This window comes from Spirosoma knui, from assembly GCF_054780635.1.
On the sequence record NZ_BAAGVY010000001.1, the window covers coordinates 21931 to 47877 of the forward strand.

Genomic DNA, 25947 nt, shown 5'->3' on the forward strand with positions numbered 1-25947 from the left:
TTGTTAGGGAAAGAAGGGGAGGAAAGGGGAGATAGGGAGGAAGAGGACGAGAGGGAGGAAGGGGACGAGAGGTAGAAAAGGGAAAGAAAGGGATTGAAAACTCGTTCTGCTCTTTCCTCTTCTCCCACTCTTCCCCTTATTCCCTTTCCTCCCCTTTATTCCATTTTCAAACTTTTGACCGGATTCGCCAAGGCCGCTTTTACGCTTTGGAAGCTGACGGTCAGGAACGCGATAAGTAAGGCCAGTGCACCGGCGAGAAGGAATACCCACCACTGCATGTCGATCTTGTACGCGAAGTTCTGCAACCACTGATGCATGGCGTACCAGGCCAATGGTGATGCAATGACAATAGCCACCAGCACTAATTTCAAAAAGTCCCTGGCGAGCAGATTGACGATACTGGGCACCGATGCGCCGAGGACTTTCCGTACGCCAATTTCTTTGGTCCTGCGCGCTACGGCTAAAGTGGCTAAACCAAATAAACCCAGGCAGGCAATCAGAATAGAGAGTCCGGAGGCAATGGTTACGATATGGCCCAAACGCTGTTCGGATTCGTATTGCCGCTGCAAATCTTCATCCAGGAACGTAAAGCTGAATGGCAGATCGGGCGCAACACGCTTCCAGGTTTGTTCAAGCATGGCTACCTTTTGGGGTAGGTTACCCGCCGTCAGTTTTATCGATAAGTCAGGCGAAGGCGACGACTGAAACATCAGATTTTCGATGCCTTCAAAAATAGAATCGGAGCGCATCATCAGAATGAGCGGCTGGACTTTTTCGTGCAGAGATGCGTAATGGAAATCGTCGGTCACGCCAATAACACGGTGCGCCGGAAACTTACCGGGTATCCGTTCATTGATTGGGTTCTTCCAGCCAAACTGCTTGACAAATGCCTGGTTGACGATGATGGCCCCGTAATTATCAGCACTGTTTTTTGGGTCGAAGTTGCGGCCGGCTACGAGCTTGATGCCATAGGTCGGCAGGAAATACGGATCGACTACGTTGAACAGGCATTTGCGGTACACCTTCTGGTTGTCGGTAAAGCCTATATCGCCCCAGCCGCCCGAGGCAAATGGAAAAGCCGAAGACGTAATCGCGATCACCTCTTTTTGACTGGCTACTGCATTTTTAAACCGATCGACCAGCGCCCGGCCCTCTTCTCCCCCTGTTCTCGTCGGAATAACAACGGTTTGTTCTTTCTGATACCCCAGCGATTTATTTTGCAGGTAGCCCAACTGCTGATTTAAGATGAACGTACCCGCAATGAGCATGATCGATAAGCTGAACTGAACAACGACCAAGATCCGCCGGAAGAGGCTGACATCGCCCTTGAGCGATAACTTACCTTTCAGAACCTCAACCGGTCGGAAGCCTGATAAAACTAAGGCCGGATAGCTGCCCGCTACCAATCCCACTGTAAGGACCAGTCCCACCAGCAAGAGCACCGTCGTGCCATCGAAGCGGAATTGCAGCTGCTGATTGGCTAATTGACCAAACATGGGTGTCAGCGCAAGGGAAAAGAATACGCCCAAACTAACCGCTAGAACGGTCATGAGCAGCGCTTCGCTCCAGAACTGGTTCATCAACTGGCTACGCATGGCACCCATTGCTTTCCGGACGCCCACTTCCTGAGCTCTGCTTACCGAGCGGCCCAGGGACAAGGTCATGAAATTGATACAGGCAATGACGAGCAGAAACAACGCAATGCCTGACAGAATATACGAATACGTCGGGTCGCTGATGGGTTCATAGCCGCCATCCAGTTCTTTGTTTAGATGAATATCGGGGATGGGCTGCAAATTGACGATGTAGTTGTCGCCCTTGTATTTATCGCCGAGTGCAGTACGTAGCATGGCGGGATATTTAGCCGCCAGTTTGTCGGCGCTGGCAGACTTCCCGAGCAAGACATACGTTTCAGGTGTTACGTTGAACCAGCTCTTCAGGGCTCTGTCGGAGGCTATGCTCTTGACGTGCGCCATTGGCAACAGAATACCAAACCGAATGCTTGAGTTCGTCGGTACGTTCTTCGCAATGGCTTTGACCGTGAAGGCCTGCATTGCGTTATCCAACTGAATATTCAGCGTTTTTCCCAGAGGGTTCTCACTGCCAAAATACTTCTGCGCCATGTCTTCGGTCAGCACGACCGAAAATAGCTCCTGCAATGGATTACTGGTTCGCGAACTGACCAGGGGAAAGTCGAACATCTGGAAGAAGGCCGGATCGGCCAGGTGGATGCGCTCGCTGAAGGTTTCTGTACCTTTCTGAACGTTGAAGTTGCTGGCCTGCACACGGCTCATGGCTTCAATTTCTGGAAACGTCTCTTTTAAGGTTGGCCCTAGCACGTAAGGCGTAGTGACGTTTTTAAAGCGATCTCCTTTGTATTCCTCTTCCGTCCAGGCGCGATACAAGCGGTCGGATTTGGTGTGGAAACGATCAAAACTCCACTCATGCCGGATGTAAAGGCCCAGCAGCAGGCAACAGGTAATAGCAACGGTTAGGCCACCAAGGTTAATAAATGAATATACCTTGTGCTTGGCAAAGCTGCGTAGCGCAATTTTCAGGTAGTTCCGTAGCATGGTTGTTAGAAGAAAAAAGGCAGGAAGGGGAGGAGAGGAAGGAAGGGGACGAATGGGAGGAGGAGTAAGAGAAAAAGCAATAAGGAATTTAACTCCCTTTCATCTCACTCGTTTCCTTCCTCCCCCCCCTTTTATTCTGTTTTCAAGCTTTTCACCGGATCCATTAGGGCGGCTCTAATGCTCTGAAAGCTCACCGTCAGCAAGGCAATGCCTACCGCTAAAATCCCTGCCAGGCCAAACACCCACCATTCGATATCGATCCGGTACGCAAAATCCTTCAGCCACTGACTCATGGCATACCAGGCAATCGGTGAGGCAACCAAAATGGCAATGACAACCAACTTCAGAAAGTCTTTGCTTAACAACCCAACGATGCTGAAAATCGACGCGCCTAAAACCTTCCTTACGCCGATCTCCTTGGTCCGTTGCTCGGCCATGAACGCAGCCAGACCGAACAGCCCTAAGCAGGCAATCAGGATGGCTAGGCCCGCGAAGGTCAGGGCGATGGTACCGACCCGCTGTTCGGCGCGGTACATGTTGTCGAACGCTTCCTCCATAAAGGCATAATTGAAGGGTTGGCCAGGAGCCAGTTGCTTCCACCTAGCCTCAATCTGACTAACAACAGCCGGTAAGTTGGTGCTGCTCAGCCGGAATGAAGCTGCTCCGCTGTTTGGAGTCAAAATCATACATAAGGCACCGATGTTGCGCCGGAGCGATTCGTAATTGAAGTTCTTAACGACGCCAACGACCGTGTAAGTTTTAAAGGTTTTGAGGGTTGGGTCGTCGAAGGTGATAATTCGTTTGCCGAGGATGTCCTTGCCGCCAAACTGTTTAGCGGCTGTTTCATTCAGGAGAACGCCTGTGGAATCGGAACCAAACTCGCGGGAAAAGTCACGCCCCTGAGTGATCTGCATACCCAGGGTTTTAACGTAGTCGTGGTCAACGCCCCAGATTTGCATCTGTACGGCATTACGCTGGTCCACTTTGCCTTCGGGAAAAAACGAGTTATCGCTTCGGCTCGACGGTGTCGGCAGATAGCCTGATACAGAACCACTCATTACACCGGGTAGGCGAAGTACTTCCTGCTTGAAGGTTTCGGCTTGGGTTCCCAGGGCGTACACATCATTGATGGTCAGAACCTGCTCACGTTTAAAACCTAAATTAGCCGTTTGTATAAACTTAATTTGCCGGTAAACGATGATGGTGCCGACGATCAGGATGACTGACATCATAAACTGAAAAACAACCAAACCGCTCCGCAGACTGAAGCTCCGGATATTCTGATTCCCCTTCCCAGATGCTGTACTACCTTTCAGCACGCTGATCGGGCGGAACGACGACAGGAAAAAGGCCGGATAACTACCCGCTAGTAAGCCTACAACGATAGGTAGCAGAACCAGTACGGGCAATAAATAAGGTGATAGTAAGCTTTGAATGGTTAACTCTCGGGCGGCAATGGTATTGAATAATGGAATCGCTACAGCAACTATAACCAGCGCCAGTGCCATCGCCAAGACTGTCATCAGCACGGATTCGGACATGAACTGCCCGATCAACTGCTGACGTTCGGACCCCAGAACTTTCCGAACACCTACTTCTTTGGCGCGGTTAGCCGAGCGGGCTGTGGCCAGGTTCATAAAATTGATACAGGCAATCAGCAGAATAAAGAGAGCTACTGCCGAGAAGATATAAACGTACTGAATGTCACTGGCAGGCAAATACTCGATCTGCTGTTTAGAATGAAGATGAATATCGGTGATGGGTAGTAACCAGAATCGGTATGCATTTCCGGCTTTCCGGAACTGCTCCATAGTGGACCCGACCGCCCGAAGGGCTTGCGGGCCGACGTACTTTTCGATAACGGCATCCAGATTTTTCTCAAACTGCTTATAATCTACGCCCTCTTTCAGCACAATGTACGTGTAGTGATTGTTGCTTAGCCACTGCCCCCACGGATATTTATCATTCAGCATGGTCAGGAAGAAATCGCTGTGAAAATGCGCGTTCGTGGGCATATCACGCATTACGCCCGTCACCTTGTACGCCTGCTGGTTGTCGAAAATCAGCGTCTTACCGATCGGGTCCTGAGTACCGAAATGGCGTTTAGCTGCCGATTCACTGATAACGACCGTGTTGGGTGAAGCCAGCGCTCGTTTGGAATCGCCCGAAACGAGGGGTAAGGTAAACACGTCGAATAAGGTAGAGTCGGCGAACGTAATATGATCTTCGCGCAGGTTGGTGGTGGCACCGGCTTGCTTGACGAGCCATATCCCCCGATCATGAAGCCGCACAAATTGCTCAACCTGTGGGTAATCCTGTTTGAGCGTCTGGCCAATGGGATCGGGCGAAACGGCCATTCGCATGTCGTTGCCCCCAAACTTAACGTCGGTGTTGATACGGTAGATGCGGTCGGCCTTGGCGTGAAAACGGTCGTAGCTCAACTCGTCCACAACGTAAAGCGTAATGAGCAGACAGCAGGCCAAGCCTACCGCCAGACCGAAAATATTGATGAAGGTAAACCCTCGTTGCTTGCGGAGATTTCGCCAGGCGATTTTGATGTAATTACGTAACATGTTTATAAATGAGTTTGGGCGAGAGCAATTCGGTAGGCGAGGGCCCCGCTTACCGGATTACTCGCTGCGTAAACTTTTCACTGGGTTTGTTAGGGCTGCCTTGATACTCTGATAGCTAACGGTCAAGAGGGCAATAAGTACCGCCAGGCCCCCTGCCACGATAAATACCCACCACGGCATGTCGATCTGATAAGCAAAATTCGTGAGCCACCCACTCATAGCCCACCAGGCAATCGGCGAGGCAATGACAATACCGATCAGCACCAGTTTGAGGAAATCTCTCGAGAGCAGGCTGACAATGCTGGTAACCGACGCCCCCAGCACTTTTCGCACCCCAATCTCTTTAGTACGTTGCTCAATGCTGAGGACAGCGATAGCGAACAGACCCATGCACGATAACAGAATAGCGATACCAGCCGCCGTCGTAAAAATGGTTGACAGGCGTTGTTCGCGTTTATACCAGCGGTCGGTGTTCTCGTCCAGGAATGACCCCTGAAACTCCTGCTTGGGCGCAATGTCTTTCCAGACGGCTTTTACCTCGCTCATGGCGCTGGTCAGGTTTTGCGGAGCTACCCGAATCAAGACGTAATTGACCGAGCCATCGGTCATTTGCAGGGTAATCGGTTCGGCTTTCTGGTGCAATGAATACAGGTTGAAATCACTGATGACACCAACGATCTGGAATGGCTTCTGATCGGGTTTTATGAACTTGCCAATTGGGTTCGACTCACCCAGTTGCTTGGCCATGCTCTCCGAAATCAGCACGGACGATACCGTATCGGTGCCAAATGTCGAATTGAAGTCACGGCCTTTAACGAGCTTAACCCCTAATGTTTTCAGGTAATCGAAGTCGACCCGCAGCCAGTCGCAGCGTACATCACGCTTATTATACGTAAAGCCGTACATCATACGCGACGAGTTGCCATCCAGCCCGGCACCAATGTTAACCCCTGATCCCGAAACCGATACAATGCTGGGGTTGTTGGCCAGTTGGCTGCGTACCTGTCGCAGGGCGGTTTCCCCATCAAGGTCCTGCCCAACCGGTATACTAATAACCTGCTCCTCGTTGATACCTATCGGCTTTTCGCGCAGGTACTTTATTTGCTGACCCATGATCAGCGTACAAACAATGAGCAGGCAGGCAATGGCAAACTGGGCCACGATAAGGGAGTTACGTAACACCCCCGGCCGTTTTAGACTCACTTTACCCTTTAAGACCTCTACCGCATTGAAGCGGGTCGCAAACCAGGATGGGTAACCTCCCGCCACCAGGGTTACAAGCACAAAACCTAATCCCGTTATGAGCAACGTATCGACTTGCAAGAAGTTGTCAAGCGACAGATGGCTGCTAAAAAGCCGGTTGAAGGTGGGCAAAAAGAACCAGGCCAGTCCGAGTCCAATCAGCAGCGAGACAAAACAGAGCAGAAATGTTTCGCCCCAGATCTGACCAAACAACTGCGCCCGACCAGCGCCCAGCGATTTTCGGACGCCTACTTCCCGGGCCCGCCCGACGGCCTGCGCAATGGTCAGATTGACGAAGTTGATGCAGGCAATTGCCAGAATAAATAATCCTACCAACAGCAGCGTATAAATGTACGTTTTGCTGATTCCCTGGCCTCCGCCCGTTTCTGTGTCAAAATGGACATCGGTAAAGGGCATTAGTAAGAGACTTTTCTGATAGCCCAGACTGTTTTTCGGATACCCCTGAGCGTTACGTTCCTTGTTGTCGGACGCGAAGTATTTGTCGGTAAAGCCCTGCAAGCGCCGTTGCAGCATGGCCGGTGTAGTTCCGGCTTTTAATTTCACATACGTCTCATGATTCGTGTGATCCCACCGGCCTTTATAGTCTGCGTAATCGCCTTTGTTTTCAATACGGGTCAGGGCATCGTACTGCTGAGTAGAGTTGTCCGGAAAGTCGCCGATAACACCGGTTACGACGAAGGGTTGCCAGCCGTTGTCCAGCCGAATCTGGATCGATTTACCCATAGGGTCTGCCGTCCCAAAAATGTCTTTGGCCATGTTCTCACTGATGACAATGTTACTCAGGCCGGCCAGGGCGGTGTTGATGTCGCCTTTTTTTAGTGGAAACGAGAATACCTTCAGGAAGTCGGCGTCGCAACTGCGTACCATTTTCTTATAGGTCTGCTCACCTCTCCGAACCCCTCCACTTCCCCACACAACTCGTGTTACTGCTTCAATTTCAGGAATTTCAGCTTTCAAAGCAGGCGTTAACGGGTAAGGCATGGACGCACTTTTGCTGAGTTTGCCGTCGCGTTCGCTTTGTTCAAAATAGAGCCTGAAAATGCGGTCGGCGTCGGTATGAAACCGGTCGTACGATAGCTCGAAGGCCGAGGTCAGAAAAAGCAGCAGCCCGGTGGCAAAGGCTACCGCTAAACCGACCACATTGATTATCGTGTGCGTACGATGCTTCCAGAGGTTGCGAAGGCCAATTTTGATGTAATTGAATAGCATAGATGGCTAAACGTTAAAGGAGATCGAATCGGGTGTTACGTTTCAAACACCCCCAGAAATTAGTTGCGTTGTGGCGAATGTCGCACTAACTAAGCTCAACTGTTGTGCCATGATACAAAAAGGCCGTTCTCAGTAAGAAAACGGCCTTTTTGTATGGTTTCGTTGTCCAGTTCCGGACAGTCGTACGTCCGATTACGAACGGTTTCTACTCGGTTTTTAAGCTCTTGACGGGATTCATCAGGGCGGCTTTGATACTTTGGTAGCTTACCGTTAAGAAAGCAATAAACACGGCTAGCCCACCCGACAAACCGAAAATCCACCAGTTCAAATCAGTTCTATACGCAAAGGTGCCCAGCCACTTGTTCAGTGCCCACCATGCTATCGGTGAGGCCAGTACCAGAGCAATAAACACAAGCTTGAGAAAGTCTCTTGACAGCAAACTAACAATACTGGTAACGCTGGCACCAAGTACTTTGCGCACGCCAATTTCTTTGGTCCGTTGTTCCGCCATAAAAGCGGCCAGCCCGAACAAACCCAGGCAAGAAATCAGGATCGCCAGCAGGCCAAAGTAATTCACAAGCGTATTGACCTGCTGCTCAGCGCGGTATAGGCCTTCGTATTCTTCATCCAGAAAATGATAGCTGAACGGATAATTTGGGTTGAAGTCTTTGGCCAGCCGCTCCATATCGCTGATGGCCTGTTGGGTCTGTCCGGCTTTGGTTCGTACGAGAAGATAGCTTGTGTTCCGCGCATCGAACGCCAGAATCAACGGTTTAATGGGGTCGTGCAGTGAATTGATATGGAAGTCCTTCATTAACCCAATAATCTTTCCTTTACCGGGCCAGAACGAAACTTCTTTGCCCACCGGGTCTTTCATGCCAGGCCGGTCCGCCGGTGCGGCCGATTCGCTCATCAGTTTGGCCGTTGCTTCATTGATCAGGTAGTTGGTTGAATCCGCCGGACTATCAAACCGGAAATCACGACCGTCGAGCAACTTGATATTCATAGTTTTGGTAAAATCACCGCCAACAAACATGCAGGAGACGTTCGTTTGCTGCTTAGGATCTTTACCCGGCCACGTCAGATCGGCAGAAGAGGCCTGAATATTTACGGGTAACAACATAGTAGTCGTCGCCGATGAAATAGCCGGAGTTCGCATGACTTCCTGCCGGAAAGCTTCTACCTTTTTAGGCTGGGCAATTTCGCCTTCCAGCGGCATGTAAATCACATTTTCGCGGTCGAGGCCCAGGTTTTTGGTACGCAGATAATCCATCTGTCTGCCAACGGCGAGCATGCCTACGATCAGGAATATGGATAAGGAAAACTGAAACACGACCAGCGTCCGACGAAACAGGGTAGGGCCAGAACCGAACTGTAAACGCCCTTTCAGAATTTTGATGGGTTGGAGGGAGGATAGAAACAACGCCGGATAGCTGCCCGACACGAAGCCGGTTACCAGTATGAGGCCCCCAAGCAGGAGCCAGAGCGAAGGCTCACTCAGGTTTATGGCCAGCTGTTTGCTAAATAACGTATTGAACGTTGGCAGTATAAACCAGACCAGTGCTGAAGCCAGCAGTACCGCCAGTAAACTTGTTAATATAGCTTCGCTTAAGAACTGGCCAATCAGCGATGACCGCATAGCCCCGACTACCTTTCGAACGCCAACTTCTTTAGCACGCATGGCCGAACGGGCTGTCGCTAAGTTCATGAAGTTGATGCAGGCAACGAGCAGGATGAATAAGGCTACGATAGAGAAAATTCGAACGTACTCGATCCGGCCGCCAACGGCTTTGCCATTTTTGTAGTCTTCATACAAGTGCAGGTCGGTAATGGGCTGTAAAGTGGGGCGACCCGTTTCAAAGTTCTTTCCGGCATAACGTGGGTAAATCACGCTCATCGCGGTTTCTGTCTGCGCCAGCGTCGTATTGGGCTTGAGCCGGACGAAGGTCTGAAACGAGTTGTTGCCCCAGGTTTTCATCCAGTCCTCTTCCTGCACTTTCCAGTTGACCAGCCAGCCGAATTGCAACGTAGCGTTGTAAGGCAAATCTTCAATTATAGCGCCTACGACGTAGAATTTTTTGTTGTCGAGCTGGACCGTTTTGCCCAGAGCCGACGTATTGGGGAAATATTTCTCGGCTACTTTTCGAGTGATAACAATCTGATTTGTTTGAGCCAGCGCTGCTTTAGCATTCCCCTGCAGGACAGGCAAGTTGAAAACATCAAAGAAGTCTGCGGTTGCGTAATGCCCCTTTTCTTTCGCGGCTTTATCACCTACTTTAATGAGCGTTTCGAAGCCCCAGTTGATTTTGGTGGCAGCCGCCACTTCTGGAATATACTGTGAAATCGTTTCCTGCAATGGCCCCGGCGTAACAAAATTTGTCACCGTGTCGCCGTTGAACGGAAAATTTACCCGTACAAAACAGATTTTGTCAGCATCGGGTAGGAAACGGTCATAGCTCAACTCATCCTTGACCCATAAGCCAATCAGTAAACTGCAGGCCATCCCTAATGCCAGCCCAAATACGTTAATCGACGCGTAGAGTTTATGCTTTAACAAACTCCGAACAGCGATCTTGAAGTAGTTGCGGAACATAGAGATTTTGCTGATTTTGAATGGTGTTAATAAGCAAAAATCGAAAGAGCTTGACGATGATAGGCTATCCTGACCTTGTCCCGCAAAGGTTTGTCACTCAAGGCGCTGGGATCAATGAGCCTGCTTTTCATCAACGCATAATCGCTGGGTTTACCAGTAAATACGCATCGGGCCATATTTAGTCGGAGCTTCTGCCCGAAATAATGGTCGGCTAGTACAACTCACCAATTCCTGATATTGTCTTTGATTGACGAGCAGGATTATAAATTCTGGAAGGCTTCCTATACAATAACAAAATCCGGAGTTGATTACGCTACCGGAAAGGCGACGGTGGACTGACTGAGTCATCCCCATTCTCCAACGTATTGCACTGAATTTGAACGTCTTTTTCTGAACCCAACGGATGACCTGGCAATGATTTTACAGATTAACAGGATTTTGCTTTCCACGAGAGGGGTAAACAAAATCCTGTTAATCTGTAAAATCAGCTAAATCCCAGTTCAACCATCTATACGTGGAAATTTTCGGTGACGACTTTTCCGTCGAACAGATTGACAATGCGGTGGGCAAAGCCAGCGTCGTAGGGGGAGTGCGTTACCATAATGATCGTGGTACCTTCGTCATTTAGCTCGCCCAGCAGTTTCATTACTTCTTCCCCGTTCTTCGAGTCGAGGTTACCCGTCGGTTCATCGGCCAGAATCAGCTTGGGTTTGGCCACAACCGCCCGGGCAATGGCCGTCCGTTGCTGCTGACCACCTGACAACTGCTGCGGAAAGTGATTGCGCCGGTGCATGATACTCATGCGGTTTAAGGCTTCTTCTACCCGAGCTTTACGTTCTTCGGTGGGGGTTTTTAGGTACAAGAGAGGCAACTCCACGTTTTCATAAACCGTTAGTTCGTCGATCAGATTGAAGCTTTGGAAAACAAACCCGATCGAGCCTTTACGAAGTTGGGCGCGCTGCCGTTCCGTCATTTTGGCCACTTCTGTGCCGTAGAAATTGTACTCGCCATCGCTAGGATTATCCAGCAGACCGAGAATGTTGAGTAGCGTCGACTTGCCGCAACCCGAGGGCCCCATGATGGCAACAAATTCGCCGTCTTTCACATCCATGTTGATGCCATTGAGGGCGGTGGTTTCAACCTCTTCCGTGGCGAAGAGTTTCTGAAGGTTAATTGTCTGGATCATTGTTATTTTAGGAGAAGTGGGGAGGAAGGGAGGATAGGGACGAAAGGGATTTTACTAGCTTTGCCCATACTCACCTTAACTCTCGTAATCATGGCTAAAGTTGAAAAATTCGAAGACCTACTAGTTTGGCAAAAAGGGTTAACTCAGGCAGTTGACTTATACAAGTTACTCGCTGATTGTAAAGACTATAGTTTGCGTGACCAAATGCAACGCTCATCCGTTTCTGTGCCGTCAAACATTGCAGAGGGCTTCGAGCGCCACACTAATAAAGAGTTTATTCGGTTCCTACGCATTGCCAAGGGCTCTAATGGTGAGTTAAGAACGCAAATCTACCTGGCTATCGGTGTTGGAATCCTCGATGAGGAAACTGGTAATGAACTGCTAGCCAAGAGCCGTATCATTTCGTCGATGCTGCAAAACCTGATCAAAACCAGAATAGAAAAGTTCTAACAGCATTGAGTAAGGAGGAGCAGGTGAAACAAGACGGAAGCTCCCTTTCTTCCCATTCCTCCTTCTTCTCCTTTCCTCCTTAAAACTCGAGGACTTCGTTATCGCCAAAATTTTCGTAAGAACTTGTAATGACCTGTTCGCCGGGTTGTAAGCCATCCAGCACTTCGTAGAACTCTGGATTCTTGCGGCCTAACGTAATGGTACGCTTAATCGCCCGCTTGCCTGAGTTATCGACAACGTACACCCAGTTGCCACCCGTGTCGGAGAAGAAACCACCCACCGGCAGCAGAGTCGCTTTGGCCGCCTTGCCTAATTCGAGCTGAATCGGCGATGACTGGCCCCGTTTGATGCCGGTTGGCGCGCCATTTACAAACGTCATATCAACTTCAAAACGACCATTCTTTACTTCTGGATAGACGCGTTTGATTTCTAACTGGTGCATTTTGCCATTGAACTCGAACGAACCTTTCAGGCCCGCAAATACGCGGCTGATGTAATGCTCGTCGATGCCCACCCGCATCTTAAAGCCGTTCAAATCATCGATCTGGCCGATGTTCTGACCCCGGTTAATGTTCGAACCTACTTCCACATCGATGCTCGACAACTGCCCCGATACCGGTGCTTTCACGACCAGGTTATCGAGCGTTTGCTGCCAGAGCGCTACGTTACGTTGAGTCCGTTGCAGCGTACCTTCCAGTTGCTGAATCTGAATTTTTGAGTTGTCCTCCTGATATTTCTGAGACTCAACTTCAATTTTGCGCTGCTCGACCAGACGCTCGTACGCCCGTTTGGCTTTTAAATAGTCTTCTTCCGAAACAACCTTGTCTTTAATAAGCTTGGCCTGCCGATCGTAGGTGTCCTTTGCCTGATCGATTTGAGCTTCCAGATCCGCCAGGGTTTTACGCAGGGTGTAGCGTTCAACGCGCAGTCGCTGGCGGGTATTCTGGAGTTCGTTCACAAGCCGGTTCGCTTCCGTTTCCGACTGTAAGAAGCTCAGCTTCAAGTTCTGGTTTTCTAACTTTAGCAAGACATCACCTTTGTTGACTGTATTACCGCCTTCTACCAATTTTTGCGTTACGTAGCCACCTTCAATGGCATCGAGCCGGATGGTTTTAAGAGGCTGCACAACGCCGGTCACCGCAATAAAATCTTCAAACGGACCTGTTTTGACCTCCGAAACGGTGATTTTATCTTTCTCTACATTAAGCTTCGAGCGACGATCGGCAAAGAAGAATGTGTAAGCTAATAAGGCAGCAATCAGTACTCCACCACCTGAGAGTGCAATGCGCTGGGTTGTCCAGAAACGTTTAGGTAAGACGCGATCCATTGTCAAGTAGCGAACGAGTGAAATAGTGAAACCGGGACGCCGACCAGAGCGATCAGACGCTTTGAACTCATTCGCTGGTTAAAATGCTTCCAATAGCCGTGCCAACTACAGGTTACTGTTGAATGTCAGTCGATTGGCTAATCTTGTTGACGAATGTCTGTCCGAAAGCGGACAATTATTTGTCCGCTTTTATCGTATGATATAACACCGCTGAAAACAACGGCAATTTATTGGTTTACTTCCGCCAGAACGTAGGGGATTACCGTCTGGGCGCGGGTCTTATGGTTGAGAAAACCATACGTCAATACACTGACATGGTAGTAGGGAAACGAGGCTATCCGTCGAACGTTGAAACCCCGGCTCGCCAGCGAATCGGCCTCGGTTGCCGTAGTAAACACCTGTTTCGATTGCTCCCGAACCTGAGCGGATAAAGCTGAATCCGACCGGGCATACACAGTCGGAGCATCGGCGTAAAATTCATACGTCCAGTAACTCCCACCTCCCACACCCGTTCCGGGTTCGTACAGTACAGTTGGTCGATTGGCAAGCCCTGGTTGTCCATTCACGTAGCGAGCGGCCGTCATGCCTGCCTGATAGTACATGAGCGTTGGGTACAGAAACAGATTCAGCATGCCGGCCAGCATCAGCACTACGCCAACCATACGGCCCATAAGCGACAACAGACTTGTTTTTCGGAATAGGGTGAACGTAGCGAACGTAATGACCGCAACCCAGCCCAGCGCTAGCCCTGGTTGATTCGGCTCGACCAGTAGCAGAATAGCGACGCTGAGCAGGACTAAAAGCAGGCCAATCACGGTCTGCCCGATGGTCCAGCGCCGGAGCGCAAGTGGGCGTAAATTGACCAGAAAGTGAGCCGTAAGTATGGCGAAAAACGGGAAAACAATGTTCATATAATGCGGTAGCTGAAATCCCGACAGCGAGAACAGCAGGAACGTAGCGAGTCCCGACCCCAGCGATACGTATTCCGGTAAGCTGTCTGAACCTGGCTGGTTTCGCTTCGTTAAACCAACCAGCGCCTTGCCAACGCCTACGTAAAGGAGAAGCGACCAGGGCAGAAAGGCCCACAGGAGCGTATGCACAAAGAAAAACTTGTCACCCTGCCCTTTAATCGGACCCGTATTGAAGAAGCGGCCGAACTGGCTATCCCAAACGAAAAAACGCACGCCCGATACGCCCGTTTCGCCGAATATCACCTTTTCGGGATGAAGGTCAAACTGGACGTACAGGCAATACACTTCGGGGAGCGTAAACAGAAAGGACAAGGCCACCACTACGTACCAGCGCGGTTTTAAAAGCTCGCGCCAGTTACCGGTCAGCAGCCAATGCAGCACAAGTCCGGCTCCGATTGGCACCAGGACAAACACACCTTTGGTCATCAGGGCGCAGCCGGTCAGCAGTGAACCGAGCAGGAGGTGCAGAGGGCTGGAGGTAATCGGCTTGGACGACTCAGACAGTAGGGAAGAACTGCTGCCGGTCATTCCCTGCCCCCTGCTCCCTGCCCCCTGCCCAGCGAACACCCGCCAGAAATGGTAAACTGGACCGATGATCAGGGCCATGAGGTAAGGTTCTGCCCGGACGTCGCTGTTCGACAATACGCCGTGAAAGGCTGTCAGCAGCACGAGTGCCGCAACCTGAGCAACCAGTTTCGGATAAATTAACCGGGCGAAGGCATACGTATAAGCAACGCTGCCCAGAAAGAACAGTAGCGCCGGGAATTTGTAGGCAAACGTGGTAATACCAAATATCTTATAACTAATGGCCGTTATCCAGAATGGAAAATGAGGTTTGTCAAGCCAATCGGTTCCAACGGCATATAGGTTGACAAAATCGCCAGTTTGTGCTATCTTTTTGGCAATAGTTGCGTACAAGGCCCCGTCGGGTTCGAGAATAGGTGCAAACAGGCCGGTTGCGTTCAAAAATAGGCCAGCCGCCAGTAAACCGTAAAACCAGCGATTCGTAAAAGGTAACCGTTCTTCTGTCATTAACTTGGTAGGGAGAGCCAATAAAGCAACGGCGGCCAGGCTCACGAATGAGCCGTGGTCCACACCGACGTAGTGACTTTTATAATCCTCAAAGTACGTAAGAAAAGCCTAATCTGCCGTTCATCCGGTATCGTATGCAACAATATAGTCATCCGGTTTATCTTTGAGCTATGCAAGATGCCAAACTTCTAATCGTCGACGATGACCCCGACGTTTTACTGGCCGCCCGCTTGTTGTTGAAGCGGCACGCCCGTACGGTGGACATTGAAAAGAACCCCGAAAAGCTTCCGTTCCTGCTTAACAACAATCAATATGATGCCATTGTGCTGGATATGAATTTTCAGCGCGATGTGAGCAGTGGACGCGAAGGCTTTGCCTGGCTCGACCGCATTCTGGATATTAATCCACAGGCGCGGGTGGTACTCTTTACGGCCTATGGCGATGTAGAGATGGCCGTTCGGGCCATTAAAGCCGGGGCCGTTGATTTTGTGCTGAAACCCTGGCAGAACGACAAATTTCTGGATACTATTCGGGGGGCCGTTGAGGGCAAAAAAGTTGACGGAGACGAAGGGACCAAGGATAAAGAAGGGAAGATTGTTGGCAAAAATAGCTCGGTTCCGAAAGTCGTTTCGCAGTCTTTAATTGGCGCGGCCATGCGCCCGGTTCTCGATACCGTCGAACGAGTTGCACCTACCGATGCCAACGTGTTGATTCTGGGTGAAAACGGTACCGGTAAGGATCTGGTTGCCCGCGCGATCCACGAACAATCCCTCCGGCGCGATAAGCCGTTCGTGAGCGTCGATGTGGGCGCCTTAACCGAAAGCCTGTTCGAGAGTGAGCTGTTTGGCCATGTGAAAGGCGCCTTTACTGATGCGCGTGAGGATCGGGCCGGACGGTTCGAAGAAGCGAATGGCGGCACTATCTTTCTCGACGAAATCGGAAACTTAAGCGCTTCGCAGCAGGCGCGGCTACTGACCGTTCTGCAACAGCGCCAGGTGACGCGGGTTGGGTCAAATAAAGCGAAGCCCATTGATGTCCGGTTGATCTGCGCGACGAATGCCGATTTGAACGAACGCGTTGCGGAGCGCGTATTCCGACAGGATTTACTGTACCGCATCAACACTATTGAACTGCACTTGCCCGCCCTGCGCGACCGACCTACGGACATTGGTCCGCTGGCCGAGCATTTCATGAAGAAATACGCCAAGCAATACAGCCGACCTGTCAACAACCTAAGCCCAATCTTACTGCAGGAAATGAAGCAATACCGCTGGCCGGGTAACGTACGGGAGTTACAGCATGCGGTTGAGCGGGCGGTGATTCTGGCCCAGGGCTCTACGTTAGAAGTTACCGATTTTGTGTTTCGGAAAGATGCTTCGGCGAGTTCGCCCGTGAACGAAACGTTGCAACTGGAAGACATGGAACGCCAGCTGATTCAGCAGGCTATGCAGAAACACCGGGGCAGCATTACCGACGTAGCGCGTGAGTTGGGTCTATCGCGGCAGGCCTTGTACCGGCGTCTGGAAAAATTTGGGCTATAATATGTACTGGCTTAGGACTGAGCAATAAGTCCATTTAACTCCTCCGTAATGGACTCCTGCGCGAGCCGTACTACTTCATCGGCTGTGCGGCCTGCCGGTTCAATGCCGGGTAACACCCTCCACGACATCGTTGAGAACGACCGGAGCGGAAACACCCCTTTCGGATTGAAATGCCCCGTGCCGCGCACGGCAATCGGAACGACCAGGGCGTTCGGAGCCCGTTTCAATAAGGTAGCCACTCCGCCGGTAACAAAGGGCCGCATTTGCCCTGACGCGGACCGGGTTCCTTCCGGAAAAATAACCGCTGAATAGTTGTGCTGCTGAATAAACTTCCCGAGCCGGGCTATCTCAACGATCGCCTGTTTGGGGTCCTTCCGGTCGATGAGCGCAGCACCACTCTTGCGGAGGTTGTATGAAACGCCGGGAATGCCGTGCGCCAGTTCAATCTTGGAAACAAACACCGGCGTATGGCGACGCAGAAACCAGATGATCGGCGAGATGTCGAACATGCTTTGGTGGTTAGCCAGAAAAATAATGGGACGGTCCGTGGGCAGGTTCGGCTGCTGTTGAAACTGGATTTGGCTGCCGGTCAGATACCACCCGTAGGCGATACACGCATTCATCCAGTCTACCGTCTTTTTGTGGGCGGGCTTGCCAAAGGCATGAAACGCGACTACCTGAGCAACGTGAAATACAACGAGCACCAACCCGAAGTAGAGTAGATAAAGGCAGCTCAGCACGTAATCGAGTAATTTTTTCATAAAGAATGCGCGGCTATACGACTACCGCCAGAACAAATAATTTAGGATCAAAATTAACGATTGGCGGTTTTTTCTTGCGTAGAAATTGATCGGCTGCCTAAAATGGTGGTGTATTTTAATCGTACTTTGCTGGATAATTGGATTATTTGTCAATATTCTGCGTTGAGTTTACATGAGTTTATCTGGAGCACGTTTGGATGTTATGCGTTTCGTCGGTGAGAAAATCGACGCCCTGATCGGAGAGTATCTGAAACCTGTTGAGTCGAACTGGCAGCCGGCGGATCTACTGCCCGATGCTACCAAAGAAGATTTTCTGGCGGAGGTGAAACTGCTTCGCGAAAGTGCGCGTGAACTGTCGTACGATTACGTGGCCGTTCTGATCGGTGACACTATAACCGAAGAGGCCCTGCCCACCTACGAATCCTGGCTGATGGATATGGAAGGGGTTGATCAGGGTGACCAGCAGCAAGCATGGACGAAGTGGATTCGGGCCTGGACTGCCGAAGAAAATCGGCACGGCGACTTGCTGAATAAGTTTTTGTATTTATCGGGCCGGGTTAACATGCGGGCTATGGAAGTATCCACCCAATACCTGATTGCCGATGGCTTTGATATTGGCACGGGCCGCGACCCGTACCGCAACTTCGTCTACACCTCGTTTCAGGAATTGGCCACGAACGTATCGCACCGCCGAACGGCTACGTTGGCCAAGCAGGCAGGCTGCACACAGCTATCCAAGATCTGTGGCGTGATTGCTTCGGACGAAATGCGCCATGCTAAAGCCTACAAGGCCTTTGTGCAGCAGATTTTCGAGGTCGATCCTTCCGAAATGATGCTGGCTCTGGAAGATATGATGCGCAAAAAAATTGTGATGCCCGCTCACTTTTTGCGCGAAACAGGTACCAAAATTGGGCAGACTTTTAGTCATTTCTCCGATGCAGCCCAGCGGTTAGGCGTTTACACGACGTATGACTACATTGACATTGCCGATTCTTTGCTGGCTGACTGGAATATTGGCGCTATTGTTGAACTGAATGACGCCGGTCAGCGCGCCCGTGACTACCTGATGGCTTTGCCGGATCGGTTGCGCCGGGTAGCTGAGCGGACAAAAGTGCCAACGCTCGAATACCCATTTAGCTGGATTGCCTAGATCTCTATGAACCGTTTCGCTTTCGGTATTGGCTGGCGGATTGTCAGTATCGTCGTCCTGACCGGAGCGATCGTAACCATGTATTTGCGGCAGGCCAATCAATTCTGGCTGTTTCCGGCCGCTATTCTGCTGCTGTTGCTCACGCTGAATCTGTATCAGTATGTGACGGGTCTGAATCGTAAACTCACTCGATTTTTGGAGTCGGTGCGCTATTCTGATTTCGCCGTTGCGTTTCGAACCGATAGTAACCTCGGCCCCTCGTTTGTCGACCTCAACGACCAGTTCAACGAAGTGCTGGATGCGTTTCGGCAGGCACGGGCCGAGAAAGAAGCGAACCTGCACTACGTCAATACCATTGTTCAGCACGTTAGTGTTGGCCTGCTGACGTTCGACGTAGCGGGGCAGGTCGAACTCGTTAATCAAACGGCGCTTCGGCTGCTGGGGATCTATCGGGTGCGGACGCTCAGTGATTTGAACGCTACGCACCCCGATCTGGCCGACCTGCTTCGTTCGGCAACGAATGCCTCGGGCCCGGTCATGTACCAGACTGGTACGGATGGCGAATTATCGGTTCGGTGCACGGCCGTGCGACTGCGCGGCCGCCTGGTTACCGTCGCTTCGTTACAGAACATCCGGACGGAGCTGCAACAGCGTGAACTTGAAGCCTGGCAAAACCTGACCAAGGTACTGCGGCACGAGATCATGAACTCCATCACGCCGATTGTGTCGCTGGCGGGTACCATGCGCGATATTGTAGAAACGGATTTAGTGCCGTTAACAAAAACGGAACAGGCGGTAGACCTGGAGAACGGAGGTGCTGACAACGAACTTGTTCTGCCAACGGTTGTCTCCGAATCGATCAGCGATCTGCGCGATGCTTTGAGTACTATTGAGCAGCGAGGGGCTGGTGTCATGCGGTTCGTTGATGCGTACCGGCACTTTACCACCATTCCGCAGCCCATTTTTGCCGAGGTGGGTGTTGAGCAGTTGTTACGTCATGTTGCGCAGCTTGCCCAGGCTAATGCACAGAAAAGCCAGATCACCATCGACATTGCTTCGCCCAATCTGGCCATTCGGGCCGATGCTGCGCAAATCGAAATGGTATTGATCAATCTGCTGAAGAACGCCGTCGAAAGCTTGGAAAAAACACCGGGCCTGACACCGACTGACCCGTCGATCCGGCTTGAGGCTAGTGCCGACGGTCCACACGTAGTGATTCGCGTATCCGACAACGGCCCCGGCATTGAACCCGAAGCACTGGAGCAGATTTTTATTCCGTTTTACACGACTAAAAAAACGGGCTCGGGTATCGGTCTAAGTCTGTCCCGACAAATTATGCAGCTCCACGGCGGTCAGCTTACCGCCGAGTCGACCCCAGGCCAAGGCAGTACGTTCAACATGATTTTCTAAGTTTTTTAGATTATACTTCTGATCTTTAAACCGCATCGGTATGATTAACGCGACGCTGGCCAATGAACTACCGATAGTTACTCGTATTCTCAAAGAGAACGGCGTTGAACGAGCTTATGCCTTCGGCTCGGTTTGTACTGATCAGTTTAACGAGAATAGTGATATTGATATTCTTATTGCGTTCGACGATACATTAGACCCTGTGCATTATGGTGATAACTACTTCAAGATTGCCTCGGCTTTAGAAGCTGTTTTGAAACGCCCTGTAGAGTTAGTAACCGAGCGTTCGCTACAGAATCCGTATTTCATTGCTTCGCTCAATAAAACGAAAACAGCCATTTATGAATGAAGAAGTACGCAAATGGCTCACTGATATTGCGCAGGCTATTCAAAATATCGATGTTCATCATGATAGCAAACGCGACTTTGAGCTTTATACATCAAACATGTCCGGCGGGCGGTCGAGCGTGAGTTAGAGATTATTGGAGAAGCCACAAATCGAATCTTAAAAAATGATAATCACATCGTGATATCAAATGCCCGTCGTATAGTTGACTTACGTAATCGTGTCATTCACGCCTACGACGCTGTAGATGACGTCATTGTTTGGAGTGTTGTTATAAAATATCTGCCTGCTTTGAAGGTAGAAATCGATCAATTGCTATTACTTGGTTAATCTCAAGAAAATTGTCTAGGTTTTTTTGATAATACTGAGCTTAGCAAGTCCACAACACGTAGTATGTGCTGTATCTGACTTATCCTGATGCCACGGATCATTGACCTTTCCAAACCTATTCGATACAATGCCAATGACCCGTGGTTTATGCGGGTAAAGATCAAGCACAAGAGCCACAGTAAGGCCCGGTGGCTGATTCGCTTCCTCGGCTTGCCGTTTCGGCTGTTTCCAAAAGACTTTCAGGGGTGGGCCGACGATACCATCCAGAACATGGGCGTTCATTCGACAACGCACATTGATGCGCCCTGGCATTATGCGCCAACCGTTGCGGGACAGCCCGCCAAGACAATCGATCAGATTCCGCTGGACTGGTGTTATGGCGATGGCGTCGTCATTGATGTGAGCCATAAAGCCGATTTTGACCCGATTACCGTTACCGATTTGCAGGAAGCTTTACAAAAGACGGGTGCCCAGCTTCGTCCTGCCATGATCGTATTGATTCGGACAGGACGCGACAAGCTGAACGGTACCAAAGAGTTTGCCGAGAAAGGAACCGGCATGAGCCCGGAAGCTACTCGCTGGCTGATTGATCAGGGCATTAAAGTCATGGGTATCGACCAGTGGGGGTGGGACTTGCCCTTACCGTATATGATTCAGCAGGCGAAGCAGACGCAGGATCGCGACCTGTTCTGGCAGGCGCATCTGGTCGGTCGTGAGCAGGAATACTGCCACATGGAACAGTTGGTTAATCTGGATGCCTTACCGCCCTTTGGCTTTAAAGTCTGCGTGTTTCCGCTCAAGATTGTCGGCGCATCAGCAGCTCCCGCCCGCGTTGTGGCTATTCTGGACGAATAGGTTATTCGGTATATTTATAGCTCTTCTTATTCGCAGTAAGTAATTCTTTCTTATCGAATTGAAGGCTAAAGGCAAAGGGTCTATCCTTGTGATCTGTGAAGTAAAGCACTCTGGCTTTAGGCAGCCCTTTTAATTCAAAGAGAATAGGAATGATCGGAACCAGTTCATACTCACCATTGCCTGGCAAGATGAGCCACAACGTTTTATTCTCTCTGACCTGAACCGTTACAACGCCTTCAATAGGTACATTCCAGGCCCGATATGTATGTGGGTCATCGCTGATGTTTACGAATTGAGACGGTCTGTTCAGGTTTTTGAATGAGTATTCACCACTCAACGCGTTGAGATAGCTGGTATCCCTCATCTTGGCCGCCGTTGAACTATCCGAATGGTGGGTGATATAAGCGCGGGCTTTTAATGGCGCACTCGCTGAATTGGACGATTGATTGTTTCGTTGACCAGGAGCCTTCGTAGGCGTTTTATTCGAGTTAGTTGGCACGGCCTCTACCTGTACCGGAATCTTTATGGGCGAGCTGGCGGGTTTGTTTGATTTCCGGTTGCTCTGAAAAGGCGCTTTTGTTGGCTTTCCACCCGAATTGGCAGGAACTGCTTCTACAATTACAGGCACCTGTATAGGTTTACCGGTTGTTTTCGTGGGCTTGCTACCAACCTGAGCAGGAACTTTTGTCGGTGGCGATTGAGCATACACAGCCGTAGAAATCAACAACGAGAAAGACAAGCAGAGCCAGGCGTTCATATTGATTACGTTGAGACGTTAAAAACCGTTTATCGTTCATTAAATCGCCTAAGACTAACTTTCCCGTGCCCAGACGATAAAATCGGTTACCGGCGCTTCGGTCAGCATCGGCCGAATGAGCTGCACCACCTGCCCCCGGTGGTAAGCGGCATGGTGACTCATGTGCGTGAGAATGTCGATAAGCGTGCTTTGATACGACTCCCCGGCCGAGGTAACGTACTCGACGGGCTGAAGCAGTTCCGGCTCCGCTAATGCCGTTACGTAACTAACCAGCTGGCGGTGTTGCCGCTCCGCCGTTTCGCCCATCCAGCTGACGGGTATATTTTCCCAAATGGCCACGTACGTAGGCTCTTTAGCAACCCGCCCGAACCAAACCTGCTGAGCCGATAAGATGTGACCCATTACGGCCAGCGCTCTTGCTGGCGGGTTATCAATTGTCTGAAGACTTTCGATGATACGCTGGTTGGCCCAGAGTTCGTAGTTCAGCAGGTGAATAAGAAAGTTTTTCATTGTATACCCCGCTTAATCGCCTGATAAAATGCTTCGGCGACATTCGTTCGTGTATTCAACGTGCTAATCCGATTGTTGTTTCGCGTGGGATACACCCGATTCGATAAAAAAACGTAGGACAGGTTATAGGCCGGGTCCGGATCAATCCACACGAACGTACCGGTAAAACCGGAATGACCGAAGCTGGCCTTCGTGGCCGACCGGGGTGCATTGCCAGTGAAGGTAAACGAGGGCTTCTCAAAGCCGAGCCCACGCCGGTTACCCAGCTCCGGAAACTGATAGCGGGTGAACTCCGCGATGGTCTTGGCCGAAATGAATTGCTGACCCGCGTAAGTCCCTTTCTGGCGGTACATTTCCATGAGCTTCATCAGGTCGTTGGCCGTGCCAAACAGGCCGGCATGTCCCGAGAGGCCATTGAGCATGGCGGCTCCCTCGTCGTGAACGCGGCCCCAAATCAGCGTTTTCCGGAACAGCGAATCATATTCGGTCGGCACAATCCGGTTCAGGCTGTAAAAACGGCGCGGATTATACGTCAGCGTAGTGGCACCCAGCGAGCGGTAAAACGTCGTTTTCAAGTAGTCTTCAAAGTTTTCGCCAGTGAGTCGTTTGATAACCTGCGGATAAAGAATGAACGACAGATCCGAATACACGTATTCTTTTTTCTCGTTCAGCGGGGAGTCTCTGATCTGCTCAAAAATCGTTTTCGGATAATTCTTATACTCAAACAAGCTATCCGTCACCTCAATTGGGTAGCGGCCTGACCGTTCGTTCTTAAACGTCTTTGGCTTCCACGTACCGTCGGGGTTTTTCGTGTCCATCCAGAACGGTATCCAGGCTTTTAGCCGGGCCTGGTGCGTCAGAACGTCCCGCCACACCAGGTTCGCTTTGTTTGATTTTTTCAGGCCGGGCAGGTAATCCGCCATCTTACCGTCCAGATTGAATTTGCCTTCGTCAACCAGTCGCATCAGCGCCGGTGTCGACGTACTGACTTTAGTCACCGAAGCCATATCGAACAGATCGTACAACTGCACGAGGGCTGGCTCGGCTCCGAGTGATGCGTCGTAGGTATGCGTGCCGTATGCCTTCTGGAAGATTACTTTGCCGTCTTTAGCCATCTGCACCACACAGCCCGGAAACGCGCGCTGGCTAATGCCTACGTTGACCAGCGAATCGACCTGACGAGCCAGGAACTGCCCATCGATACCCACTTCTTCGGGAATGGTGTACTTGACCCGGCCAATAGGCCGAACCTGTAAACCGTCGCCTACGCGGAACCGCTGATTCACTGTAACGGGGAGCTTACCCGATGCGCCGATCGCACCAAAAATCAACTGCGCCGATAGTTCTTCCGTGTTGTTCGTCAGCTGATAGGGCATTACAATAGCTCTGGCCTGCTCGATGTTACGTCCCGGTTGCGCCGTATCGGCCGGGAAGGTAAGTTTATCGAGGGCATACGCATTGCCGAAGACCGTAACAATGGCTTTGCCAGTCGCTACCAGTTCGCTGAGCAAACCGGCCGTTTTGGCTTGCAACCCATAACGCGCGCCCGGGCGGATGTTGTTCAGGTGAACATCCACCAGAATCAGGTTGTAGTTCTTCAGCGAATCGCGCACCTGAGCGATGGTCGAGTCGGGTGATTTGGACGTCAGGTTGAAATGGTTAACCTGCGTATAGTTTCCCGCCATTTGCTGAAAAGCCGTTTGCTTGTCGCTCTCCAGGGCAACCGATGCGATCCGTAACGTATCAAGCCGCTGCAGCGGTAAAATATTTTTATCGTTTTTAAGAACGGTCAGGCTGGCTTCGGTCAGTCGGCGATTCAGCAGTTCATCCTGTACGGAATTCAGATCGCGCACTAAATCGTTTAGGACGATTGGGGTATAACGATTCAGACCAACCCAGGCTTTGGCCCGCAGCACTTTCAGGCAGCGGGCATCAATAGACTCCTGCGTAATACGTCCTTCGGTGATCGCCTGTTTGACCAGTGAAATAGCGGCTGGAACGTCTTCGGTAAATTCCAGGACATCCATACCTGCTTCCAGACCAAGCTGATCGGCCCGCCCCGATGGGAAATACTTCGTCACGCCCTTCATGTTCATGGCGTCCGAAAAAATAAGACCCCGGAAGCCCAGTTCGTTTTTGAGAAGGTTGGTAACAATGTTGGGCGAAAGCGTAGAAGGCCGGTTGCGGGTGGTGTCCAGCGACGGAATGCTTAAGTGAGCCACCATTACGCCCGCTGCACCCGCGTTTACGAGTTGCCGGAAGGGGTATAATTCCAGTGAGTCGAGTTCGGCGCGGCTTTTTGTAATCAAGGGCAGATCGTAGTGCGAATCGGTACCCGTATCGCCGTGGCCGGGAAAATGTTTGATACTGGTCAGGAGTTGGTTGTCCTGCATCCCTCGCATGTAGGCGAGTGCCTTGCGCGTAACGGCGTATTTGTCTTCGCCAAACGAGCGGAAGTTGATGACAGGATTATTGGGGTTGTTATTGACATCGACCGACGGCGCAAAATTAACGTGCACGCCCAGCCGACGAGCCTGACGAGCGAGGTTCGCGCCCATCCGGTAGATCAAACTGTCGTTACCCTGAATGGCACCTAAGGTCATTTGGTACGGGTAGCGAACGGTACTGTCGAGCCGCATCGCCAGTCCCCACTCCGCATCCATCGCAATCAGCAGCGGAACCGCCGACAGAGCCTGGAGCCGGTTGGTAAGCTTAGCCTGCCGCATGGGTCCACCCTGGAACATCACAACGCCACCGAGTTTATTGGTGCGCACGAGCGTAACGAGCGAGTCTTCGTAGGCAGGTTTCCGGTTCGAATAGCCAGCCACCATAATCAGCTGGCCGATACGTTCATCGGGCGTCAGCGTGGCGAAGACCGAGTCGGCCCAGCGGTTCTGCCGCTCTGTGAGTTTGAGAAATGAAGGTGCCTGGGTTTGCGCAAGCGCCGAAAGAGATAAACAAAAGCAGACTAAAGCAGAAAGAACAGACCGGCAAAAGGCCATGAGCAAAAAATTGGGTCGTGAAAGGTCAAAAATACGAAAAGTAGCCGAGGGCATGGCCTAAACTTGATAGCGGTCTGCCAGAATTACCCGTTAGAGCCCTGTTATTTA

General features: G+C 51.0%; 18 protein-coding genes. 7 read left to right on the plus strand and 11 right to left on the minus strand.

Annotated features, from left to right (window positions below; genetic code table 11):
- Positions 1-155: 155 nt before the first annotated feature.
- From ACYVIY_RS00060 to ACYVIY_RS00080, 5 genes are all read right to left on the minus strand, one after another.
- The gene (locus tag ACYVIY_RS00060) at positions 156-2573 is read right to left on the minus strand and encodes an ABC transporter permease (RefSeq protein ID WP_460974192.1); all 2418 of its coding nucleotides are present in this window, start codon (positions 2571-2573) and stop codon (positions 156-158) included.
- Positions 2574-2704: 131 nt separating this feature from the next.
- Positions 2705-5146 carry an ABC transporter permease gene (locus ACYVIY_RS00065; RefSeq protein WP_460974193.1) on the minus strand — a complete coding sequence of 814 codons (2442 nt, stop codon included), beginning with the start codon at positions 5144-5146 and terminating at the stop codon, positions 2705-2707.
- Between the two features lie 57 nt (positions 5147-5203).
- Complete coding sequence (locus ACYVIY_RS00070; protein WP_460974194.1) at positions 5204-7618, minus strand: ABC transporter permease; 2415 nt, start codon at positions 7616-7618, stop codon at positions 5204-5206.
- A 205-nt stretch (positions 7619-7823) separates the two neighbouring features.
- On the minus strand, positions 7824-10211 hold the full coding sequence (locus ACYVIY_RS00075) for an ABC transporter permease (protein WP_460974195.1): 2388 nt from the start codon (positions 10209-10211) through the stop codon (positions 7824-7826).
- A 508-nt stretch (positions 10212-10719) separates the two neighbouring features.
- Complete coding sequence (locus ACYVIY_RS00080; protein WP_460974196.1) at positions 10720-11397, minus strand: ABC transporter ATP-binding protein; 678 nt, start codon at positions 11395-11397, stop codon at positions 10720-10722.
- Positions 11398-11487: 90 nt separating this feature from the next.
- Here ACYVIY_RS00080 and ACYVIY_RS00085 point away from each other — a divergent pair, with 90 nt between their 5' ends.
- On the plus strand, positions 11488-11847 hold the full coding sequence (locus ACYVIY_RS00085) for a four helix bundle protein (protein ID WP_460974197.1): 360 nt from the start codon (positions 11488-11490) through the stop codon (positions 11845-11847).
- Positions 11848-11926: 79 nt separating this feature from the next.
- Here the strand turns inward: ACYVIY_RS00085 and ACYVIY_RS00090 are convergent, their stop codons facing one another.
- Together ACYVIY_RS00090 and ACYVIY_RS00095 are read right to left on the minus strand one after the other, a co-directional pair.
- Positions 11927-13174, minus strand: coding sequence for an efflux RND transporter periplasmic adaptor subunit (locus ACYVIY_RS00090; protein ID WP_460974198.1), 1248 nt, complete (start codon positions 13172-13174; stop codon positions 11927-11929).
- Between the two features lie 227 nt (positions 13175-13401).
- Positions 13402-15177, minus strand: a complete 1776-nt coding sequence (locus tag ACYVIY_RS00095; RefSeq protein ID WP_460974199.1) for an ArnT family glycosyltransferase — start codon at positions 15175-15177, stop codon at positions 13402-13404.
- A 170-nt stretch (positions 15178-15347) separates the two neighbouring features.
- On the opposite strand from ACYVIY_RS00095, the gene ACYVIY_RS00100 reads away from it, so the two are divergent.
- Entirely contained in the window at positions 15348-16718 is a 1371-nt protein-coding gene (locus ACYVIY_RS00100) for a sigma-54-dependent transcriptional regulator (RefSeq protein ID WP_460974200.1), read from the plus strand.
- 11 nt (positions 16719-16729) lie between these two features.
- On the opposite strand, the gene ACYVIY_RS00105 is transcribed toward ACYVIY_RS00100, so the two are convergent.
- The gene (locus ACYVIY_RS00105; RefSeq protein WP_460974201.1) at positions 16730-17479 is read right to left on the minus strand and encodes a lysophospholipid acyltransferase family protein; all 750 of its coding nucleotides are present in this window, start codon (positions 17477-17479) and stop codon (positions 16730-16732) included.
- Between the two features lie 202 nt (positions 17480-17681).
- On the opposite strand from ACYVIY_RS00105, the gene ACYVIY_RS00110 reads away from it, so the two are divergent.
- From ACYVIY_RS00110 to ACYVIY_RS00130, 5 genes are all read left to right on the plus strand, one after another.
- Positions 17682-18629 carry an acyl-ACP desaturase gene (locus tag ACYVIY_RS00110; RefSeq protein ID WP_460974202.1) on the plus strand — a complete coding sequence of 316 codons (948 nt, stop codon included), beginning with the start codon at positions 17682-17684 and terminating at the stop codon, positions 18627-18629.
- 6 nt (positions 18630-18635) lie between these two features.
- Positions 18636-20039: a sensor histidine kinase gene (locus ACYVIY_RS00115; protein WP_460974203.1), complete on the plus strand. Its 1404-nt coding sequence runs from the start codon at positions 18636-18638 to the stop codon at positions 20037-20039.
- A 40-nt stretch (positions 20040-20079) separates the two neighbouring features.
- Positions 20080-20388 (plus strand): nucleotidyltransferase family protein, encoded by a 309-nt coding sequence (locus tag ACYVIY_RS00120; RefSeq protein ID WP_460974204.1) that lies wholly within the window; start codon positions 20080-20082, stop codon positions 20386-20388.
- A 153-nt stretch (positions 20389-20541) separates the two neighbouring features.
- Positions 20542-20715 (plus strand): HepT-like ribonuclease domain-containing protein, encoded by a 174-nt coding sequence (locus ACYVIY_RS00125; protein WP_460975132.1) that lies wholly within the window; start codon positions 20542-20544, stop codon positions 20713-20715.
- An 87-nt stretch (positions 20716-20802) separates the two neighbouring features.
- On the plus strand, positions 20803-21570 hold the full coding sequence (locus ACYVIY_RS00130) for a cyclase family protein (protein ID WP_460974205.1): 768 nt from the start codon (positions 20803-20805) through the stop codon (positions 21568-21570).
- Position 21571: 1 nt separating this feature from the next.
- Here ACYVIY_RS00130 and ACYVIY_RS00135 read toward each other — a convergent pair whose 3' ends face one another.
- From ACYVIY_RS00135 to ACYVIY_RS00145, 3 genes are read right to left on the minus strand one after another with little or no spacing between them, the layout of a single operon-like run.
- A complete protein-coding gene (locus tag ACYVIY_RS00135; RefSeq protein ID WP_460974206.1) occupies positions 21572-22327 on the minus strand; it encodes a hypothetical protein in 756 nt (251 codons plus the stop codon).
- Positions 22328-22381: 54 nt separating this feature from the next.
- Positions 22382-22837 carry a DinB family protein gene (locus ACYVIY_RS00140; protein WP_460974207.1) on the minus strand — a complete coding sequence of 152 codons (456 nt, stop codon included), beginning with the start codon at positions 22835-22837 and terminating at the stop codon, positions 22382-22384.
- A complete protein-coding gene (locus tag ACYVIY_RS00145) occupies positions 22834-25839 on the minus strand; it encodes a glycoside hydrolase family 3 N-terminal domain-containing protein (protein WP_460974208.1) in 3006 nt (1001 codons plus the stop codon). Before ACYVIY_RS00145 ends, ACYVIY_RS00140 begins: the two co-directional genes overlap by 4 nt.
- Between the last annotated feature and the right edge of the window lie 108 nt (positions 25840-25947).

Coding starts and splice junctions, on each gene's coding strand:
- ACYVIY_RS00060 (WP_460974192.1), bottom strand. CDS start 2,573: ATGCTACGGAACTACCTGAAAATTGCGCTACGCAGCTTTGCCAAGCAC.
- ACYVIY_RS00065 (WP_460974193.1), bottom strand. CDS start 5,146: ATGTTACGTAATTACATCAAAATCGCCTGGCGAAATCTCCGCAAGCAA.
- ACYVIY_RS00070 (WP_460974194.1), bottom strand. CDS start 7,618: ATGCTATTCAATTACATCAAAATTGGCCTTCGCAACCTCTGGAAGCAT.
- ACYVIY_RS00075 (WP_460974195.1), bottom strand. CDS start 10,211: ATGTTCCGCAACTACTTCAAGATCGCTGTTCGGAGTTTGTTAAAGCAT.
- ACYVIY_RS00080 (WP_460974196.1), bottom strand. CDS start 11,397: ATGATCCAGACAATTAACCTTCAGAAACTCTTCGCCACGGAAGAGGTT.
- ACYVIY_RS00085 (WP_460974197.1), top strand. CDS start 11,488: ATGGCTAAAGTTGAAAAATTCGAAGACCTACTAGTTTGGCAAAAAGGG.
- ACYVIY_RS00090 (WP_460974198.1), bottom strand. CDS start 13,174: ATGGATCGCGTCTTACCTAAACGTTTCTGGACAACCCAGCGCATTGCA.
- ACYVIY_RS00095 (WP_460974199.1), bottom strand. CDS start 15,177: ATGACAGAAGAACGGTTACCTTTTACGAATCGCTGGTTTTACGGTTTA.
- ACYVIY_RS00100 (WP_460974200.1), top strand. CDS start 15,348: ATGCAAGATGCCAAACTTCTAATCGTCGACGATGACCCCGACGTTTTA.
- ACYVIY_RS00105 (WP_460974201.1), bottom strand. CDS start 17,479: ATGAAAAAATTACTCGATTACGTGCTGAGCTGCCTTTATCTACTCTAC.
- ACYVIY_RS00110 (WP_460974202.1), top strand. CDS start 17,682: ATGCGTTTCGTCGGTGAGAAAATCGACGCCCTGATCGGAGAGTATCTG.
- ACYVIY_RS00115 (WP_460974203.1), top strand. CDS start 18,636: ATGAACCGTTTCGCTTTCGGTATTGGCTGGCGGATTGTCAGTATCGTC.
- ACYVIY_RS00120 (WP_460974204.1), top strand. CDS start 20,080: ATGATTAACGCGACGCTGGCCAATGAACTACCGATAGTTACTCGTATT.
- ACYVIY_RS00130 (WP_460974205.1), top strand. CDS start 20,803: ATGCCACGGATCATTGACCTTTCCAAACCTATTCGATACAATGCCAAT.
- ACYVIY_RS00135 (WP_460974206.1), bottom strand. CDS start 22,327: ATGAACGCCTGGCTCTGCTTGTCTTTCTCGTTGTTGATTTCTACGGCT.
- ACYVIY_RS00140 (WP_460974207.1), bottom strand. CDS start 22,837: ATGAAAAACTTTCTTATTCACCTGCTGAACTACGAACTCTGGGCCAAC.
- ACYVIY_RS00145 (WP_460974208.1), bottom strand. CDS start 25,839: ATGGCCTTTTGCCGGTCTGTTCTTTCTGCTTTAGTCTGCTTTTGTTTA.